Raw genomic sequence first — 19765 nt, 5'->3', positions numbered from 1 at the left:
CGCGGAAGGAGAAAGAACAAAACCAATGATGAAAAAGCTGGTGAGGTAATGAAAAAAATTTCAGACATATTAAATGCCACGAGCATAAATCTTGAACGCCAATTCGTCAAGGAAAAGAATTGTGAACGTTGCGGCAAGAAACGGAACGTGTACAGAATGCCCTTGATAGGCGGTCCTAAAAAGGGGCAATGGATGACTCTCACAGAACCGTGCGATTGTACGTTATCAAGACAGGCGGTGGCGTCAGTCCAAAAAAAGCGTCCTCAGTATTATTGGAGTCAGTCAACAATCAATGATGCACTAAAAGACGCAACACTTGAAAACTTTTTACCTGAAAATGACACACAAAGTCATGCCGTTAAAAAGGCAGCAGAATTTATAAAAAAAGTGGTGCATCATCAACAAGCACGTATGATCTTATATGGTGAACCGGGTGTTGGAAAATCCCATCTCGCTGTTGCTATTGGCAAAGTACTGGCGAATCGTTTCAATAAAGCTTGTTTGTTTATTGAAGCGACCGCATTAAAACAGATGGTTAGATCTACTTGGTCAAGAGAAAGCAAGCTGACGGAATCGGAACTTATGCGGTTAATTTTCGAAGCAGACTTAGTCATCCTCGATGATGCAGGATCAGAAGGAATGACGTCGTGGACGAGAGAGTTGTTGTTTTCTCTGTTGAATGCACGATTATCAAAGAGTCTGCTAGTGACCACAAATATGACAATTTCTGAAATCGAACAGGCATATGGTACAAAGATTATGGATCGACTGCTTGAGAATATGTCAAAGCAAGATCTCTTATTAATGGAAGCTGATTATAGTCATCGCTTAAAGCACTTGATCGAAGATGCCCCCCTTAAGTAAAAGGCATTGATTCCCTTTTAAAGAAATATTTTCGGTTTTAATGATCTTATCGTTGGTCTTGATAGATTGATAACTCTTGCGGTCATCAGTGCCATTCTTATCGTAGTATTCTTGAGCTGCAGCTGTTACCTTCCTGTTCATACCAAACGATTATCTGGAAGCAAGGACGAAGGTGAATTTAATGAATCAAAGAATCAAAGCAAAATGTTCCGTTCTCCCCGAGCAGCCCGGCTGTTATCTCATGAAGGACCGGCGGGGAACAATCATCTACGTTGGCAAGGCAAAAATTTTAAAAAGACGCGTTTCTTCTTATTTTACCCGCACACACGATCGAAAGACTGCACAGCTTGTCAAGCAAATCGCGGATTTTACCTATATCCTTACGGCATCAAATGTCGATGCGCTCATTCTTGAAATGAATCTCATCAAGAAGTACCGCCCGAAATACAATATTTTGCTGAAAGATGATAAAAGCTATCCATTTATCAAGATTACTGCTGAACGGCATCCGAGACTAATTATGACGCATGAGATTAAAAAGGATAAAGGGATATACTTCGGTCCTTTTCCTAATGTGCACGCCGCTTATCAAACCAAGAGGCTGCTTGACCGACTCTATCCGCTGAGAAAATGCCTGCTGAATACCAAAAGGCCTTGCCTTGATTATCAGATCGGACAGTGCATCGGCTGCTGCGCACGATCGGTGAGCGAATCGGAATACCGCCGCGTGATCCGACAAATCATGGATTTCTTTAATGGTGGGTTTAAGAATAGTAAGCGTGAATTAACGGAGAAAATGGATCAAGCTGCAAAAGAAATGAATTTTGAATCGGCAAAGAAATACCGCGATTTGATTTCAGCTATTGAAGCGACGATGGAGAAGCAAAGTATCAATACAATGGATTTCGCTGATCGTGACGTATTCGGATATGCCATTCAAAATGGCTGGATGTGCGTTCAAGTGTTCTTCATCCGCCATGGGAAGATGCTTGAGGGACGAAGATCGATCTTTCCAGTGTCCGAGAAACCGGAGACGGAGCTGCTGGCCTATCTCGAGCGTTTTTATCAGCCCAACTGTCATACTAAGCCAAGAGAAGTACTTTTGCCGGAGACCGTCAGTGGACATGCCGTACAGAAAATTTTGCAAACACACTGCATTCAGCCAAAGCGCGGGCAGAAAAAGAAAATAGTGGCGCTCGCCACTAAGAATGCGCGCGTGCAGCTGCAAAATAAGCGCTCTTTGGCCCCGTAACCGAGACGCATACGCGCTGTCAAGGCTGACTGGTCATGAATATTAATATAATTTAGAAGGAAACGTACTCCATAATTACATGGTCTCCATGGTTTTTAGTGATAATCACACGCAGCATTTGGCCTTGTGCTTCTTGTTCTCTAGTATTTTTTCATTATTTTAGCGACATTTCGGTAAATCTACACTTCATGTTATAAGCACTAACTTCATTAATATTTATCAAAACTAGTCTTTTAAATGATTAAAGTCTATAACGGTTTATTAAAAACCGCGTTTTCGACGAAACATGTTGAGAATTCCCTGATCTAAGATGTTCATGCCTTTCCGCATTATCCATATTAACAGCCTGTATATTGAACTACCTAAGCATAGGTAGTTTTTCTTTATGTGAATGAATGACTCTATACGATGAAATCTTTTTCGAATAAACTAAATATCTTTAAGAACGTCTTCAATTAGAACTTGAATTAAGGTTCTTATAATAATATGATAATTGGAAGAAACTTTAAATGGAGAAATTTAAAAAGGAAGGAAGAAGGACGTGGGTTCGATAACAACATCCGTACATAAGCAACCACAGTCTTTTCAAAAAGAGACTGGAACAATTTATAGTATATTATTTATTATTGGTCTTTGTCATCTATTAAATGATACCCTTCAATCTGTTACAACAGCGATGTTCCCAATTCTAGAAAAATCGATGGGACTAACCTTTACGCAGCTTGGGTTGATTGCTTTTACATTAAACATGGTGTCATCCGTTATGCAGCCCGTTATCGGCTGGTATTCAGATAAACATCCCATGCCATTTGCTTTACCTGTTGGATTAATGAGTAGCTTGCTTGGTATCTTAGGTTTAGCATTTGCGAATTCATTTTTTACTATTATTATAAGCGTTGTATTTATTGGACTTGGTTCCGCAGTATTTCATCCCGAAGGATCTCGAGTAGCCTATATGGCTGCAGGAAGTCGAAGAGGATTAGCCCAATCGATTTACCAAGTTGGCGGAAATTCCGGTCAGGCATTAGCACCCGTGATTACTGCACTTGTCCTCGTTCCATTAGGTCAATTTGGAGCCGTGTGGTTTACTATTGTCGCAGCTTTGGCTGTTTTATTTTTAGTTTATATTGCTAAATGGTATTCCAATCGTTTGTTAACCACTCAAATGATGAAATCAAAGAAAAAAGTTCAAGAACATCGCCCTGTCACGAAATCTATCATTCTCGCACTACTCATTATTATATTTCTTATTTTTGCTCGTTCTTGGTATGGAAGCGCGATCTCAAACTTTTATACCTTTTATGCGATAAAAAAATATGGTTTAACCATTGCTCAATCTCAATCTTACATTTTTGCTTTTCTCTTTATGGGGGCTGTCGGCACTTTTTTAGGTGGACCGCTAGCGGACCGGTTCGGTAAACGGAATGTCATCTTATTTTCATTATTAGCAGCTGCACCGCTTGCCCTGCTTCTCCCGTTCGTAGGACCGCATCTTGCCTTCATTATTCTAGCTGTCATTGGCCTGATCCTTATGTCCAATTTCTCTGTTACAGTTGTTTACGCGCAAGAACTCATCCCAGGCAAGGTAGGGACGATGTCAGGCTTGACAGTTGGTTTGGCTTTTGGAATGGGGGCGATTGGTTCGGTTGCGCTCGGTTCACTCATTGACAGTATTGGATTAAGACCAACCATGATTGGTATATCGTTACTTCCACTCATAGGGATTTTGGCTGTATTTCTGCCTAATGATAATAAATTAGAAGTACGATGAAGATTAATTGATAAAAAGTAAGACTTGTTAGAATCATTCTTATCTAAAAGGCTCTGTAAAGCTAATTGTTGATGTAGACACTTGATTAGAGCCGGTATGTGAAACTTCTTGCGGGAAAAGTGAGTCAAGTGAGACCCCCGCAGGAACAAAGCGTCAAGGAGCGTCTGATCACCCGCGGAAACGAATACCGGTGCAGAAATCAATAGACAAGTTAAACAGAATAATTTTACAAATCTAGATCACTTCATATGGTACAAGTTATAAAATCTTTTGTAACATGATTGAAGGGGAAGATAGTACGTTGGTATTAGTAAAGGATCCAAAAGGAAAAATGTATCATGAACTTTTAGATTTAGTCTTTGTAGTTTGTGATCAGTTTCAATTTATCTTTATAAAAAAGATATGGGGACGTTAACATCAATCAGACCGATTTTAAAATAAATCAAAAGCTTGTTAATAGCAATGAAAGAGCAATTCGAATGGGCGAGTACGACACTAGGTGAGGAAACAACGGAAGTATATTTTTATTGGACTGATGATAAGAGTATATACGTAGATTAGATGTTTGAGCATACAGCTCTTTGAGAATTTAATAATAAGAATAGCAAGATTTAATGGGGGACAGTCTACATTGTTGGTGGTAGGCCAAAATTTAATTCAATGCTAATCTATTGTCTAGTAGAATGTAAAAAAATCTCATGGGTCGACAGAACTAGGTTTGTTAAGTTATGATAAACGTAGGGATTTGCCTGTGAATAATAACATTGGTGTGATTATAACTAATAATTTTAAAATAATATAACCGTAACAGAAATGTATTTAAATTTAAAATGAAAAATATTAGCCAAATTTTATTCATTACTTGAACCTTAACATCAGATGTAAATAGTCAAAATTTAATAGTCTGAAAGTATTGACACTTTAGAAATATAGTAATATAATTAAAAAAACCATTAAAATGACTCGTTAAAATGAAATATATTCGAAAGAAGGAATGATAGTTGAATACAAACGAACTAATCATAACATCATTATTAAAAAAGGATTGTCATTTTAGTGAAAGTCAAGAAAAAATAGGCGGCTTTATCAGTGAAGCAATGTTAAAGGATCCTGAATTAAAAGCACTGCATGCTAAAGAAAGAATTTATAAGGGGTATGTCTTTTCTAATTTTTATCCGCTAGGAGAACAAGGAGTGTACAAATCAGGTCAGATCTATGTTTGGCGTATACGTGCTATTTCGTTAAGTCTTCTTAAAAAAATTAAAGTATGTATAACCAAATTAAATAGTCCTTTTATTAAAGTAATCGCCACAGAAATAAAAACCTCACCTCAGAAGCACATCTCCGAGTTATATACCATAAACCCTACTATTTTGACATTAAAAAACAATCAGCCATTCTTACCTAACTCTAATATCTCGCTCTTAATCAATACAATACAAGGAAATTTAGAAAAAAAGTATAAATATTTTATCGATCAAAATGTGGAATTTGGCTTTCCATTTATTAGATACATTAAAATACTTAATAAAAAGCCAATAAAAATAAGATATAAAAATATGTCTATGCTTGGAAACAAGGTGAAAATTCAAGTAAGTGAAGATGAAGGTTCTCAAAAGTTAGCTCAAATAGCAGTAAATTGTGGTATAAATGAAAAAAATTCCATACTTGGCTGTGGTTTTGTCTTTGCTAACTTTACATATTAATAGGAGGTGAGAAACTTGATTGTGGATTTAACAAAGAAATTTCTTGCGGCTGTTGAAGAGGACAAATCTATTATTTTAGATCAGTATAAACTAAAAGAAGGAATATATCTACTTCTAGATTATCGACAAACTTGGGAACAAAACTTATCAAATATTATAGAGCGTTTTACGATAATTGACAAAGATGATACATATGTCAATAAATCATTAAAAGAGAAATTTAGAGAATTAGATTATTATAGCAGTGTTTTGTTTGATGATAGTAATAAGATGATAGATTTACCTGCCCGGAAAATTCACAGTAGTACACCTTTGGCTTTTTTTATGAAAGAGCAGACTTTCTTGTTCAGTAAATCGGAAGAAGAAATGACAAATGCCGAGTTGAAAAAGGTTTTGTTTCCAGAGCAATTAAAGGAACACATCAAACAATTTTATGAAAAGATAGATACTTCTGATGAAAAATTTTTAGATTTATACCCAATTACTGCACGTATGAAAAAAGATAAAGAGATACAATTATTAAAACGAGACCAGTTTTTTTCAGAAAATTACCCTCAGCTAGTTTCAGCCATAACGAATAAGGAAAGAAAGGCTAGAAATTGCCAAATTAAAGATTTTCTAATAACAAATATAGATCATCTTATGAAATGGCTTAAAGATATTAAACAAAAACATCCCTACAAAAATTATGTCAAAATTTTTTTTGAAGCTCCTCTTGAAGATTACCAACTTGAAAACCAACTTTATTTAATTCCAAGAATATTTACTGTTAATCAATTTAGTGCCATTGATGGCTCTAATATTGTCGGTTTACCTTCCGGAGATATTACAGTCAATAGCAAGAAACCTTTTTTAAAACTCAAAACAATGCAAGCAGAAGTACCTTTAAGAATATCCGTTAACGAAGCCATTGCTAGAAAAGACCTTTATAAATGGCTAGAAAGTCAAGGGAAATTCAAAGTACAAATGTATCCTTATAATAAATTATTCAAATTTAATGATGACGATAAAGAAGGAATGTATCACTTGACTTTAGATGCTGATACAAGTGTTGTTTATTTTGAAAATGTACCTTTTAATCCAGCTCAGCAAAAGATAAATATACCTATAAAAATGGTTGAATATAATAAAGAGGAAAAAGAGTATAAAGAATTAGACTATAATATTACCGATCGTGAAGAACTTTATCATTATATTAATAGATGTTTTTTTAAAAAACAAATGAATGGAAATTGGTTGACTAAAGAGGTCGAAGTTAATGATTTTATGACGCCGACACTGCAGTCAATATTTCTTCAAAGTAGACAAGCCTGGTTTGATTTATTAAATAAAGGTACAGTATTGACGCTAAAGCCAATGGTAAATCGTATGACTTGGCAAATCATAAACGAACTTTTAATGCAATTCGAAGGTAATAATATGAAAGCCATCTTGCAATCATATTATCTTCGTTTGGGATTGTTAGATTTTCTTAACGAAAAAATAGGCGATATGAAAGGAAAAGATGTAATGGATCAATTATCAGAATTGTATAACGTAACAAATGAAGTTTTAGATAATAAAGAACTGTTTAAAATTCAAAGCGATAATCAATTTTATTATCTTGTAGGGCAACTTACCTATTATCTAGCCTCTCAAAGTGAATCAGCTAATATGACTCATGATTTATATAATCCAGTTTTATTAGCATTTGAGAAGGTAGATAAAATGAAAGAGAGACTTGAAGAACTAAGAAGCTTATATTCTTATCGTATCTATCATAGTAATTATCGATTTAATTACAGTTTTGCAGCAGTAATGGGTTATCAACCTAGCACAAAAGTATCACCTATAAATAAAGAGTTATTATTAGCTGGTCTGCTTTCTGAAAATCTATTTTTTAAGAAAAATAAGGAGGAAAAATAACTATGAAATTTAATCAACGTGTATATGGGATCATAGGTGTAGCAAGTTACATGGCAAATTGGAATGCTGATTTTACCGGAAGACCAAAGTCGACGTCAAGTGGACATGTATTTGGAAGCGATAAAGCTCTAAAATATGCAATTAAGCATTATTGGGAGCAAAATGAAGAAAAGGTGCTCTATATAAAATCCTACACCATCGGAAAGTCGTCTAAAAAATTTATTCCACGAGATCTAACAGAACGTTATCAATATATATTTAATGAAGAAGTGAAAAAGAAAGATGAATCTGAAAAAGTACTTTCAAATCTATTTTCAGCTATTGATGTTTTGAATTTCGGTGCAACATTTGCTGTTGAGGGACAAAATATTGGCTTGACGGGGATCGTTCAAATTGGTCAAGGGATTAATAGACTTGAGGATTCAAAAACAGAAATTCAAGATATCCTTTCACCGTTTCGTAATTCTAAAAAAGAAACTCCTGAAAGTTCAGAGCAAAAAGATGCTGCTTCAATTGGTAAAAAAGTAGTTAGTAATGAAGCTCATTATTTTTACCCATTCTCAGTCAATCCAAATCATTATGATCAATATATTGGTCTGGTTGATGGATTTGAAGGCTATACAGAAGAGGCCTATCATAAATTTAAAGACGCTGCTTTAGTGGCTGCTACTGCTCTTAATACCAACAGTAAATCTGGTTGCTCAAATGAATTCAGCTTATTTATTACATGTAAAGAAGGTTCCCACCTTTATTTACCACAACTAGATAATTATATTGATTATCAAAAAATGGATAATAAAAATGTTATAGATTTAGAAAAATTAGATGCACTCATAAAACCTTTTACTGAACAAATTGAACAAGTTGAAGTATTTTATGATCCTTATCACGTTGAGGTTGTAAATGCAGAAAACTTCATGTTAAAAAATATATTTACAAAAGAATTAGTTTAAAGAGGTGATTTTTCTTGGAAACAATCGCCTTTGAATTAAAAGGAAAAACGGCGTTTTTTAAAAAACCAGATGTGAATAGCAAAATTTATTTTACTTATTCCCATATCCATAAAATTGCACTAATGGGTTTGTTAGGTGCCATGTTAGGTTACGGCGGCTATACCCAACAAAAAGTTTCGATTGATCGAAATGGGAAAAATATAACTAATCAATATCCTGAATTTTATAAATATCTAAGAGATTTAGATCTCGCTATTGTTCCTCATGGCGATCGGGGTTATTTTTCTAAGAAGATTCAAGTGTTTAATAACTCGGTTGGTTATGCAAGTAATGAAGAAGGAGGAAATTTAATTGTCAGAGAACAATGGATAGAAAATCCTCACTGGACGATTTATTTGTTTAATAATGACAAAATTGAAACTGAAATTTTCGATAAACTTAAAAGAGCAATTATTAACCACGAAGTTGCTTATATTCCGTATTTAGGTAAGAATGATCACGTTGCTAATATAGAAAAACCTCGTCTTTGTGAAAGTGTATTGAAGGAACGAGTAGAGATAATAGACTCACTATTTTATCCAGAAGGAATCATCTATGATGATTTTGCTGATCCACCAGAAAATGAAACCTTTTACTACTTTGAGGAAATGATGCCTTATCAGCTAGATCCAGAACTAAATTATTATAAGTTCAAATCAATGGGTTATACCAATAAAGTTATTGAATCAATTAATTCTGATACAATTATTTACCAAGCTGAAGATCGGACTTTAGCTTTAATTTAATTTCCAAAGCTGTAATAGAGAGGGGGTGTTGTATTGAAACAATACATTAACCACTTGGACGATTTGCTTGCTCACACTAAAAATGGTCGTAAGGAAACATTGTTTCAACACTCGCAAAAAACACTATTTTATTTTCAAAAGTTGGAGAAAGAAAAACATCTAAATCCAATTATTAAACAAACGATAAGTCGGATAACTTTTAAAGAGGATTACTTAAACGAGACGGTAAAAGAATATATTTATAACATGTTCGTTCAAGCAATATATTTGCATGATATAGGGAAAATCAATCCAAATTTTCAATTAAAAAAACTAAAGAATAAAATAGTTCAAGGATTTAATTATTACGATACCAATCATTCTATGCTTTCTGCTGTCGTATATTTGGATCTTTTTTGGTGGGAAATTGAAAACTTAAACCTTAGTCGTAAAGAGATATTTATATTGCGATATTTCGCTTTTAGCTTCTCATATTGCATTTCTCGGCACCATTCACAGTTATTAAATGTAATCGGTAATGATAAAGAAGAAAAGACTTATATTAATGAAATAGAAAATTTTTACGATAAACTACGAGATCATCCAGAGTTATTACGATATTATAAACATACAAAACGAATTCTAGATCAGTTTCCTCTTGAAAAAATAAGGAATACACAAAAAAAGGTGTATGGGTATTTATCGGAATTTACAGTTTTTGTTTTGAATAAGCTTTGTTATTCCAGTATTGTTTCTTGTGACTTTTTTGCGACTCAAAGTTTTATGGCTAACCAAGATGTAGATATTTTTTCACTTAAAAAAGAAGACAAAGTATCCCTTTTCAATTGCTATGCTGAAACGAGCGTTTATCAGTCCATTCAACGGTATAAAAATAATAAAAGTAGTTTTAGTGGTGATCCGATAAATAAACTGCGATCAGATTTATTTATAGAGGCTGACGAAAATCTCCAAAACAATCTTAATAATCATCTCTTTTTTTTAGAAGCCCCTACAGGAAGTGGAAAAACAAATACTTCTATCAATTTGGCACTTTCTTTACTGAACAATGATAATACACTTCAAAAAATGATTTACGTTTTTCCATTTAATACACTGATCGAACAAACTAAAAATACCCTTGTCGGTATTTATCCACAAGAATTACAAAAAAAATATCCAATATCAGTTATTAATTCTATCGAGCCTATTATTAATAAGACTAAAGAAAAACAAATAGATGAAACTGTAGACTATGAGAATGAGTTATTGAAGTATCAAACGATTCAATATCCATTTATATTAACTTCCCATGTTAATCTATTTAATCATTTCTTTGGTACTAATCGAGAAGCTAACTTAGGGCTTGTACATTTGTCAAATAGTGTTATTGTTCTTGACGAAATACAAAGCTATAAAAATGAGTTGTGGCCAGCAATAGCTGAGCTTTTGAGTGAGTTTGCCCATTGTTTAAACTTAAAAATCATTATTATGTCAGCTACACTACCAAGAATAGACGAATTTCTACCGGATGAAAAACATTTTATCAATCTTATTAAAAATAGAGATTACTACTTTAACCACCCGCTATTCAAAGAAAGGGTTCGTTTGAATTTTGAGTTGCTTCATTTACCAAGAGAAGAATTGTTTGATCGTTTTTGTGAATTTATTGATGAACAAGGTTCAAAACGTTATTTATTTGAGTTTATTTATCGAAGTGTTGCACGTGATTTCTATGACAAGTTTTGTGAAAAATATCCTGACAAGCTAGTTGTTGAACTGACAGGTGATGATAACAATTTTTATCGTAAAGAAATGATAGACCAATTAAACAGTGAAACAAAAAATAGTTTTACGCTTAAAGATATCATTGTTGTTGCCACACAAGTTATTGAAGCAGGTGTAGATATTGATATGGATATCGGTTTTAAGGACATCTCTCTATTTGATAGTGAAGAACAATTTCTAGGAAGAATTAATCGATCTTGTAAAAGAGAAGGATTGGCATATTTTTTTAATTATTCCGACGCCAGTGTACTTTATAAAAAAGATGCTCGACTAGAACATGATTTAATGAAACCAGAATATCAGCAAGCATTAGTAGAAAAAAACTTCAAACCCTTGTATGAAATGGCTTTCGAGTGGCTCCGTCCGAATCGTAACGATAATTTATATTCTCAATTTAAAGCTTTACGCTACAAAGATGTTGAAACGAGTATGAGATTAATAGACCAAATTACAGTAACCATTTATTTACCATATAAATTAAAAACTAAAGATAAAGTTATTGATGGTGAAAAACTTTGGAAAGATTATAAATATTTAATATGGGATAATCAGCTATCCTATGCAGAGAAAAAAATTAAATTATCGCAAAAACAAGTAGAGATTAGTTATTTTACATATACATTATATTTAAAGCCTGGGGAAATACCGCTCTATTCAGATGAATGTATAGGAAATATTTATTATATTTCAAGTGGTAGCAGATACATGAAAAAAGATAAAAATACAGGATATTACAAATTTGATAGAAATAAATATGAACAAGACAGCGGGAGTGAATTTTTTTGAATCCTAAAATAACAGGAACAATGGTTAACTACTACTTTCATTGTCGTCGTCAATGTTGGTTATTTTCTAATAGAGTAAATTTGGAAGATAACAGTGAAGATGTTCGGATAGGACGGATTTTACATGCATTAAAAGCAGAAAAAGCAAAAAAGAAAGAGGTAGCTATTGAAAGCATAAAGATAGATAAACTTACACCAGAATATTTAGTTGAAATCAAAAAATCAGATGCAGACTTGGAAGCGGTAAAGTGGCAGACATTATTTTATTTGTATGTTCTAAAACAAAAGGGTATTAAGCGTAAAGGAAGAATTGAAGTTATAGAAAAGAAAAAGAAGGATCATAAAATCTATTATGTTGAGTTAAGTCAAGATATTATAAATCAAATAAAACAATTAATTATTGATATTCATGAATTAATTGAGGAGTCGGTACCGCCAAAACCTATTCATAAAACAAAATGTAAGAAGTGTGCTTATTATGAGTATTGTTATATTTAATTAACAATGGGGGATGAATGTGTCATGGCACAATCAACTAAATATTTAGTGACTATGGGAGAGTTAAAACGGAAAGATAATTCTTTAATATTTAGAAATGAAAAAGGGCACCGATATGTTCCTATTGAAGGAATAAAAGAAATATATTGTTTAAATGAAGTTAGTTTTAATACAAAACTACTTGATTTTTTATCTAAAGCGCAAGTGACAGTTCATTTTTTTAATTACTTTCAGCAATATTCAGGAACATTTTATCCTAAAGAAAATTTGGTTAGCGGTTGTTTGCTTATTAAACAAGTTCAACTTTTCAATGAAAGTCGCCTTGATGTTGCTAAAGCAATTGTTCAAGGCATTGCAAATAATGTCTATTATATTTTATACCATTATTATTCTCATGGTAAGACCGATTTGAAACCATTTTTACATTGGCTAAGAAAGAGTGTACCCCAATTACTCCAAAAAGAAATTAATATTAAGCAAATCTTATTTATTGAGGGTACTATTTGGAAGAAGTTTTATGATTCGTTTTCTCTTTTTTTACCGAAAGCATTCCTCATGAATAAACGAGTTAAGCGTCCGCCTGATAATCCGATGAATGCAATGATTTCATTTGGGAATTCCTTATTATATGCAAAAACGGTTTCACAAATATATCACACTCACCTTGATCAAAAAATTAGTTTTTTACATGAACCAGGTGAAGGGCGTTTTTCGCTTAGTTTAGATTTATGTGAGGTATTTAAGCCAATTATTGTCTATAAAACCATTTTTGAACTGGTGAATAATAGAAGAATCCAAGTAGGTAAACATTTTGATAAGGAATTAAATTACTGTTTACTTAGTGAAAAAGGAAAAATGATTTTTTTAAAAGCATTTGATGAAAGAATAAATCAAACATTTCAGCACCCAATTTTAAAAAGAAAAGTTTCATACCAAACTGCTATTAAGTTAGATGCATACAAGTTGATCAAAATGTGTATCGAGGGGAAAAAGTTTGTTCCATATGATTTTAAGGAGAAATGTTAAGTGAGAAAATTTAATGCAAATTATGTGTTCCTATTTTACGATGTTGGTGAAAAACGAGTTAATAAAGTATTTAAAATATGTAAGAAATACTTATATCCTTATCAAAATTCTGTTTTTAGAGGTCCAATCACTCCCTCACAATTGTTAATTTTAAGAGCTGAACTGTCAAAAAAAATCGACAATGAACATGATTTTATATCGATAATTACTTTTAAAAATCAATTGGATTTTAATGAAGAAATAATAGGCAGTAAAAAGGAAAATAACTCAGAGGATTTATTTTTATAAATTTACAAAACTATGTACAAGTAGGATCAAATCAACGTTTAGGATCGTTAGATAGTAAAAGATGTTTTTTGTAAAATATAACATTTTATAATACGATACACTTGGTATTAATTATTTTTCCAACCTAAAAAGGGAAAATGTATTTATATCAATTGTTTGAGCGTTTTTAAGAAAGTCATGTTTGGTTGGAAAAATATCGAAAATACGTTGATATAAAAGGGTTTATTATATATTATTAATTTCAGAAGGCTGATAACATAGGAGTAGAACATTAACATTAGATGTATTTAAATTGAAGATATTTTTTAATGCCACTGATACGGTTTTCTGTAGAACATTAACATTAGATGTATTTAAATAGTACAGAATTGAAAACAAAGACTTTATACCAATCGTAGAACATTAACATTAGATGTATTTAAATTATATCAAAGTAAATTCATTTTCTCGCTCAGTTGGGGTAGAACATTAACATTAGATGTATTTAAATAATGTACAAACTCCTTTCTTACATATATCGCCCTAGTAGAACATTAACATTAGATGTATTTAAATAATGCTACTTGAAGGCGGTTATTCTCTTCTCTTAGTAGAACATTAACATTAGATGTATTTAAATTCTTGCATTTCCTTGAGTTCATAATCCACATCATCCGTAGAACATTAACATTAGATGTATTTAAATGTCACAAGAGAAACTTGGTTTTCAAAAAGCTGTTTGGTAGAACATTAACATTAGATGTATTTAAATTTCTCTCAATCTCGTCGATTGCCTTTCGAGTCGCATGTAGAACATTAACATTAGATGTATTTAAATAGAAAAGGTGGTTCGGTTTCCGGTACACGCAAAATGTAGAACATTAACATTAGATGTATTTAAATTTATTAATCTGTGCAACAATATAGTTGTGTTTTCTCCATTGTAGAACATTAACATTAGATGTATTTAAATGTTATTGCGAAAAACTAACCCATATGACCATGAGTGTAGAACATTAACATTAGATGTATTTAAATATACAGGCCATAGAGTTATCAGAAAACCATTTTCTCGTAGAACATTAACATTAGATGTATTTAAATTTTCTACGGTTATTGAGTCATTGTTATTGCTCATTTGTAGAACATTAACATTAGATGTATTTAAATGAATAGATTGTTTAACAAGTTGCGTGACTGCGGTAGTAGAACATTAACATTAGATGATTTAAATTGTCCCATGACCCCTCAGTTAAGTTACCTACGTTCCGTAGAACATTAACATTAGATGTATTTAAATTAATTTAATTTACCCGCTTTTAATTTGTTTTCACGGTGTAGAACATTAACATTAGATGTATTTAAATTTCCATCCCCTTTCGTGGTTTTATTACATTGGCAATATGTAGAACATTAACATTAGATGTATTTAAATTTTACAACACCACTTATTATAATCACTGTATTGACGTAGAACATTAACATTAGATGTATTTAAATTCATACATGACCGTGTTCTTTCCATTTGTTGCCGCGTAGAACATTAACATAAGATGTATTTAAATCACTCTACTTGAGTGCGTGGGTTGAAATAAAGAATAGTAGAACAATAACATAAGATGTATTTAAATTTTACATTTCAATAATACGTAGATTAATACGTTAGAGTAGAACATTAACATAAAATGTATTTAAATCAATACCTATCGATAAACTCACGCTGTTCTGTAAAACATTAGATGTATTTAAATAACATTGTTCCTATGAATGGTGGTATTTCTGTTTGTAGAACATTAACATTAGATGTATTTTAATTTTCGATAGAATCAAAGTTAATTCTGGTGGAGGGAATCTTATGTCTGATTCCAGATTGTTATTGTTCAAGGAATTTGATTAAGAGGAATGCTCCTAGCCAGTTTATTAAAGACAACCTTAGGGTCAATGATCCAGTTAGGCCATCAAAATGACGAGCTTGTCACTCAAAAAATCTATCAGCATATTACGGGCTATTATATAGATGAACATGCTGATCATTGGCTGTAATCACAAACTAATTATCTTCCCTTACTTATGTTTGATGGCTTTACCGGTAATTGTATCAAGGCTATCCGTGCTGGTAATTTATATACGTCTCGGAATGTCGTTGGCTTTGTGCTCATTAATTGTACAAAGGTATGAAGTGGTAAACAGCATGGCATTTACTGGTACATTCCGTGTCATTCGATGATAAGATCTATGTCAGAGGCGGTACATTTCAGTGGCCGTAATCACCAAATACTGATGTCAATAGGAATATCATTAAGGTTTAAAGGATAAATATTTTCCCAACAAACTTCCTTCACATCGGACACGTTGTCAATAATCTAAGTCGATAACAATTCATCGCAGTTTCTCCTAAATGACCAAGTAGGTTGTAATTCGCATACGCACCGACAACAGCACCTATCCCAGGTACCAGCTGAAGCATCTTAGCAAAATCAATGTAATCGCGGTATTCTTGTTGGAATTCTCTCCAATTCATATCCATATAGTCCTTTTTAAGTTCCTCCCAATTTTCAATAATGGTCATGGTTTCATCTCTTGTCTGATCACTTGAAAAAGCGAGTTTGAAAATTTGTAGAATAAAAATTCGTTCTTCGTAGACACTTGTGTCAAATCCGTAGATAGAGGCGGTTGTAAATAGGAATTTTATTTTTATCGAAAGCAAAAGAGGAAAATCTGCCAATCCCAACAATAAACCTCCAGCACCAGTACCCGCTCCTTCTAGCATCGCTGTTTTACGGTAAGCGGCTATTTTTTCGACAACCTTTTGATCTCTTTCAGCGAGGGACAATCCACGGGATAAGTTTTTCTTCGTTGTCAGATTTGATCCTGTTAAGGTTGTTTGAACCATAGCTTTGATTGCATTGGTTATAACCACGTGAGCTTTTTCAGGAATTAATTGATTAACCTTCGTTTGAATCTTTTTCGACGTCCGATTAATCCATCCCGAGCGTTTAAGCATCTGACGTTTCCATTCCAATATGTCTTGATAGACTTTTACCTCATAGTCATTCAACAAAAACACTCCTTTTCTTTCCTATTTACGTGTAACTCCTACATAGTGTTTCAATTTGGCAAAGATTATAGTGTCTCTTCTCAATTTTATTTTTTATGGGAATCTTTCCTTTTTAGCTTAAAATTGGTTGGATAAAAAAGGCTAGAATCCAGTGTACCAATGTAAAAAATTAAGTTGAAAAAGTCAAATTGCGTGTTTTTTAGAATAATTCCTTTCGTTCATTCGGAGTATTTTTCTACATCTTTAGAGGTAACATGACCAATCGAATTATCTAATCTGCCAAAAGGTCATTAACATTTTTGGCTATTTTAACTAATGATTTAATGATAGAAATATCTTAATATTTAAATATAAAGTATATAGATATTATCTATTATTCGGGTAAGCAGAAAAAAGAAGGAGATGAGCCGTTTGGAAAAGAAAATTGGTCCACTCAAGTTGACTTCACTAGGATTACAACATGTCTTTGCCATGTATGCTGGTGCTATTCTAGTTCCACTTATCGTTGGAGGGGCATTACACTTAAATGCTCAACAATCAGCTTATTTGATTGGTATTGATTTATTAACCTGTGGGATTGCCACTTTGTTACAAGCTTGGAATAATCGGTTTTTCGGTATTGGTTTACCCGTTATATTAGGTAGTTCATTCGTTGCACTTACGCCTATGATTTCTATCGGAAGTCAATATGGTATCAGTGCAATATATGGATCAATCATAGCTGGTGGGTTGTTCATTGTTTTATTTTCAAAATATTTAGGGAAAATGTTAAGGCTTTTTCCACCTGTTGTGACGGGAACTGTCGTGACGATAATCGGAATGTCTTTGGTTCCATCAGCCATCCGAAACATGGCAGGAGGAGTGGGAAGTAAGGATTTTGGTTCTATTTCAAATTTACTTCTTGCATTTGGCGTTATCGCTTTTATTTTAGTCTTAAATCACTTCTTTACTGGATTTGTTCGTGCCCTTTCTGTATTAATGGGTCTTATCATAGGGACAATCGTTTCTTCATTTATGGGGAAAGTCAGTTTAGCCAATGTAGCAGAAGCATCATGGTTACATATTCCAAAACCATTTTACTTTGGTGCCCCTACCTTTGAAGTTGGACCGATTTTAACGATGATTTTGGTCTGTATTGTCATCATTATAGAATCTACAGGTGTCTTCTTAGCATTAGGTAAAATTTGTGACCGTCAGTTAACGGAAGAAGACTTCAAAAAAGGATATCGTGCAGAAGGCTTAGCAATTATATTAGGTGGACTATTTAATGCTTTTCCTTATAATACATTTGCTCAAAATGTAGGACTTGTCCAATTATCCAAAGTTAAATCAACAAATGTTATTGTAGCATCTGGATTTATTCTCGTATTACTTGGATTTGTTCCAAAAATCGCAGCCTTTGCGACCATCATTCCTGCACCTGTGTTAGGTGGAGCCATGGTTGTTCTCTTTGGAATGGTTATTTCATCAGGAATTAAAATGCTAAGTGTGGTCAATTTTGAAAAACAAAGTAACTTATTAATTATTGCTTGTTCCCTTGCGTTAGGATTAGGAGTAACGGTAGTTCCGGATCTATTTGCTAAACTGCCTGCCGCTTTAAAAATTATTGTAAGCGATGGTGTGATCACTGGAAGTTTAACGGCTATTATCTTAAATATATGTTTAAACATACTAGGGAAAAAATCTGAAGACGTTCATGTCGACGCTAAAGATTCAACTGAATACACAGAACCGATGTATGCCCAAAAGTAAAGGATTAAATTACGTCCAGATCAACTGTGATTTAAAGAGCGGGAATGTTCCGCTCTTTTTGTCGATTGCACCACTTCGGCAAGAATTACGCCACGACCAGTTTGCACTAAAATTGCACCGCTTCGAGAAAGAATTGCACCATATCACATCAGGATTGCACCACTACGACAATGAATTGCACCAGTTCACATCAGGATTGCACCACTATGAGAAAGAATTGCACCACTTCCTGTCTGTAATACTCAACATCAAATCCGATAATTAGATTTGAGTAGTGTCACAACTATTCTAAAGTTAGTCTTATTTTGGTGATAATTCACTTTCAACAACCCATTTATGATTTCTCACCATTTTTCCACCTGTTGTTGGGGTATAATCAACCATATAAACAGTGGTTTTCTTAGAAAAATCAATCGTGGCTTTAGCCCCTTTCATGCCTTCCATATGATCAGCTTCGATGATCACTTTTGTCCCGGGTGCTAAGGTTTTGTCACCTACGTTTTTTAATTCTTCTTGAATGACCCATTTATGATTAGTGACTCGCTTGCCACCATTGGTTGGCGTATAGGAAACGGCGTAGGCAGTCGTGTCGTAAGCGCCTACTATAGTGGCTGTGGCCCCTTTCATTCCTTTCATATGATCTGCATGGATAATGACCTCGCTCCCGACTTTATACTTGGGGTCTTTGGCGACCTTTAATCCCTTGGGAACAGTTGCACTAGAATGTAAATGTGAATGTGTTGTCGTAGTCTTAGACTCGGAGTGATTTCTTTGATCATCATTAGTGGAACATGCAGTTAGAGCGAGTAGTAATACCATAACAAGAGAAGTCATAACATAAATGCCCGAATTTTTTTTATTCATATTGAACCCTCCTCAAAATCTAATCGTTAGAAGTTAATGTTACTTATACTATACCCTTGTAGTGTATCCCCTAATCCAAAACAACTGAATTGTGTCTTCAATATTTATGACCAAAAAGATGTTTTATTTTCTCTTTTTATAAAATAGGCTTTGGAATTTTTTACAATTACATATCCTTCTTTTTCGGTGGCATACTAAGTTCGCAAAGGAGGGATGAATAAATGCCAAAACCAAAACCAGATGATCGTTCTGATAACGTGGAAAAAATCGAGAATAACATTGGTCATACTCTGCAAAACATGGATGAAGCGAATGACTATTTAAAAGCACATAGTGATGAAATCAGCGAGGAAGAGAAAGAACGAATCAAAGAAAAAAATCATCGCCGTGAAGAGAGTATTGAAGGTCTGCGTCAAGAAATTAAAGACGAAGCCGCTTATCAAGATCACCAATAAGGATAATTTAGCGAACAACGAACCCTTTTAAAATGAAAAACCCCCTCGGCGGATCAATCG

The 19765-nt window shown here is 33.3% G+C and carries 15 protein-coding genes and 1 CRISPR repeat array; of the genes, 13 read left to right on the top strand and 2 right to left on the bottom strand.

What is annotated here, in order from left to right:
- Positions 1-48: 48 nt before the first annotated feature.
- From GMB86_RS05030 to cas2, 11 genes are all read left to right on the top strand, one after another.
- A complete protein-coding gene (locus GMB86_RS05030; RefSeq protein ID WP_155217444.1) occupies positions 49-864 on the top strand; it encodes an ATP-binding protein in 816 nt (271 codons plus the stop codon).
- 181 nt (positions 865-1045) lie between these two features.
- Positions 1046-2116 (top strand): excinuclease ABC subunit UvrC, encoded by a 1071-nt coding sequence (gene uvrC / locus GMB86_RS05025; RefSeq protein WP_155217442.1) that lies wholly within the window; start codon positions 1046-1048, stop codon positions 2114-2116.
- 550 nt (positions 2117-2666) lie between these two features.
- The gene (locus GMB86_RS05020) at positions 2667-3887 is read left to right on the top strand and encodes an MFS transporter (RefSeq protein WP_329602770.1); all 1221 of its coding nucleotides are present in this window, start codon (positions 2667-2669) and stop codon (positions 3885-3887) included.
- Positions 3888-4888: 1001 nt separating this feature from the next.
- A complete protein-coding gene (locus GMB86_RS05015; RefSeq protein WP_155217440.1) occupies positions 4889-5593 on the top strand; it encodes a CRISPR-associated endoribonuclease Cas6 in 705 nt (234 codons plus the stop codon).
- 15 nt (positions 5594-5608) lie between these two features.
- Positions 5609-7498, top strand: coding sequence for a hypothetical protein (locus GMB86_RS05010; protein WP_155217438.1), 1890 nt, complete (start codon positions 5609-5611; stop codon positions 7496-7498).
- Positions 7499-7500: 2 nt separating this feature from the next.
- Positions 7501-8451 carry a type I CRISPR-associated protein Cas7 gene (locus tag GMB86_RS05005; RefSeq protein WP_155217436.1) on the top strand — a complete coding sequence of 317 codons (951 nt, stop codon included), beginning with the start codon at positions 7501-7503 and terminating at the stop codon, positions 8449-8451.
- Between the two features lie 14 nt (positions 8452-8465).
- Positions 8466-9236 (top strand): type I-B CRISPR-associated protein Cas5b, encoded by a 771-nt coding sequence (gene cas5b / locus GMB86_RS05000; RefSeq protein WP_155217434.1) that lies wholly within the window; start codon positions 8466-8468, stop codon positions 9234-9236.
- Between the two features lie 33 nt (positions 9237-9269).
- Positions 9270-11786, top strand: coding sequence for a CRISPR-associated helicase Cas3' (cas3, locus tag GMB86_RS04995; protein ID WP_155217432.1), 2517 nt, complete (start codon positions 9270-9272; stop codon positions 11784-11786).
- Entirely contained in the window at positions 11783-12283 is a 501-nt protein-coding gene (gene cas4 / locus GMB86_RS04990) for a CRISPR-associated protein Cas4 (RefSeq protein ID WP_230459003.1), read from the top strand. The genes cas3 and cas4 overlap by 4 nt, the downstream gene beginning before the upstream one ends.
- A gap of 24 nt (positions 12284-12307) precedes the next feature.
- A complete protein-coding gene (cas1b, locus tag GMB86_RS04985) occupies positions 12308-13309 on the top strand; it encodes a type I-B CRISPR-associated endonuclease Cas1b (RefSeq protein WP_155217430.1) in 1002 nt (333 codons plus the stop codon).
- Positions 13310-13597: a CRISPR-associated endonuclease Cas2 gene (gene cas2 / locus GMB86_RS04980; RefSeq protein ID WP_329602759.1), complete on the top strand. Its 288-nt coding sequence runs from the start codon at positions 13310-13312 to the stop codon at positions 13595-13597.
- A 263-nt stretch (positions 13598-13860) separates the two neighbouring features.
- A CRISPR array of direct repeats spans positions 13861-15273; the repeat unit is 30 nt; unit sequence GTAGAACATTAACATTAGATGTATTTAAAT.
- A gap of 641 nt (positions 15274-15914) precedes the next feature.
- On the opposite strand, the gene GMB86_RS04975 is transcribed toward cas2, so the two are convergent.
- On the bottom strand, positions 15915-16634 hold the full coding sequence (locus tag GMB86_RS04975) for an EcsC family protein (RefSeq protein ID WP_155217428.1): 720 nt from the start codon (positions 16632-16634) through the stop codon (positions 15915-15917).
- A gap of 411 nt (positions 16635-17045) precedes the next feature.
- Here GMB86_RS04975 and GMB86_RS04970 point away from each other — a divergent pair, with 411 nt between their 5' ends.
- Positions 17046-18386: a nucleobase:cation symporter-2 family protein gene (locus GMB86_RS04970; RefSeq protein ID WP_408033831.1), complete on the top strand. Its 1341-nt coding sequence runs from the start codon at positions 17046-17048 to the stop codon at positions 18384-18386.
- A gap of 300 nt (positions 18387-18686) precedes the next feature.
- On the opposite strand, the gene GMB86_RS04965 is transcribed toward GMB86_RS04970, so the two are convergent.
- Positions 18687-19250, bottom strand: coding sequence for a YdhK family protein (locus tag GMB86_RS04965; RefSeq protein WP_155217424.1), 564 nt, complete (start codon positions 19248-19250; stop codon positions 18687-18689).
- A 221-nt stretch (positions 19251-19471) separates the two neighbouring features.
- On the opposite strand from GMB86_RS04965, the gene tlp reads away from it, so the two are divergent.
- Positions 19472-19705, top strand: a complete 234-nt coding sequence (tlp, locus tag GMB86_RS04960) for a small acid-soluble spore protein Tlp (protein ID WP_155217422.1) — start codon at positions 19472-19474, stop codon at positions 19703-19705.
- The last annotated feature ends 60 nt before the right edge of the window (positions 19706-19765 follow it).

Origin of the sequence: Terrilactibacillus tamarindi (assembly GCF_009718825.1) — a bacterium.
Classification (GTDB): Bacteria; Bacillota; Bacilli; order Bacillales; family Sporolactobacillaceae; genus Terrilactibacillus; species Terrilactibacillus tamarindi.
This window is presented reverse-complemented; position numbering and strand designations above follow the sequence as displayed.

Excerpts from the sequence above, each read along its gene's own strand:
- GMB86_RS05030 (WP_155217444.1), top strand. The coding sequence starts at position 49 with ATGAAAAAAATTTCAGACATATTAAATGCCACGAGCATAAATCTTGAA.
- uvrC (WP_155217442.1), top strand. The coding sequence starts at position 1,046 with ATGAATCAAAGAATCAAAGCAAAATGTTCCGTTCTCCCCGAGCAGCCC.
- GMB86_RS05005 (WP_155217436.1), top strand. The coding sequence starts at position 7,501 with ATGAAATTTAATCAACGTGTATATGGGATCATAGGTGTAGCAAGTTAC.
- cas1b (WP_155217430.1), top strand. The coding sequence starts at position 12,308 with ATGGCACAATCAACTAAATATTTAGTGACTATGGGAGAGTTAAAACGG.
- GMB86_RS04965 (WP_155217424.1), bottom strand. The coding sequence starts at position 19,250 with ATGAATAAAAAAAATTCGGGCATTTATGTTATGACTTCTCTTGTTATG.
- tlp (WP_155217422.1), top strand. The coding sequence starts at position 19,472 with ATGCCAAAACCAAAACCAGATGATCGTTCTGATAACGTGGAAAAAATC.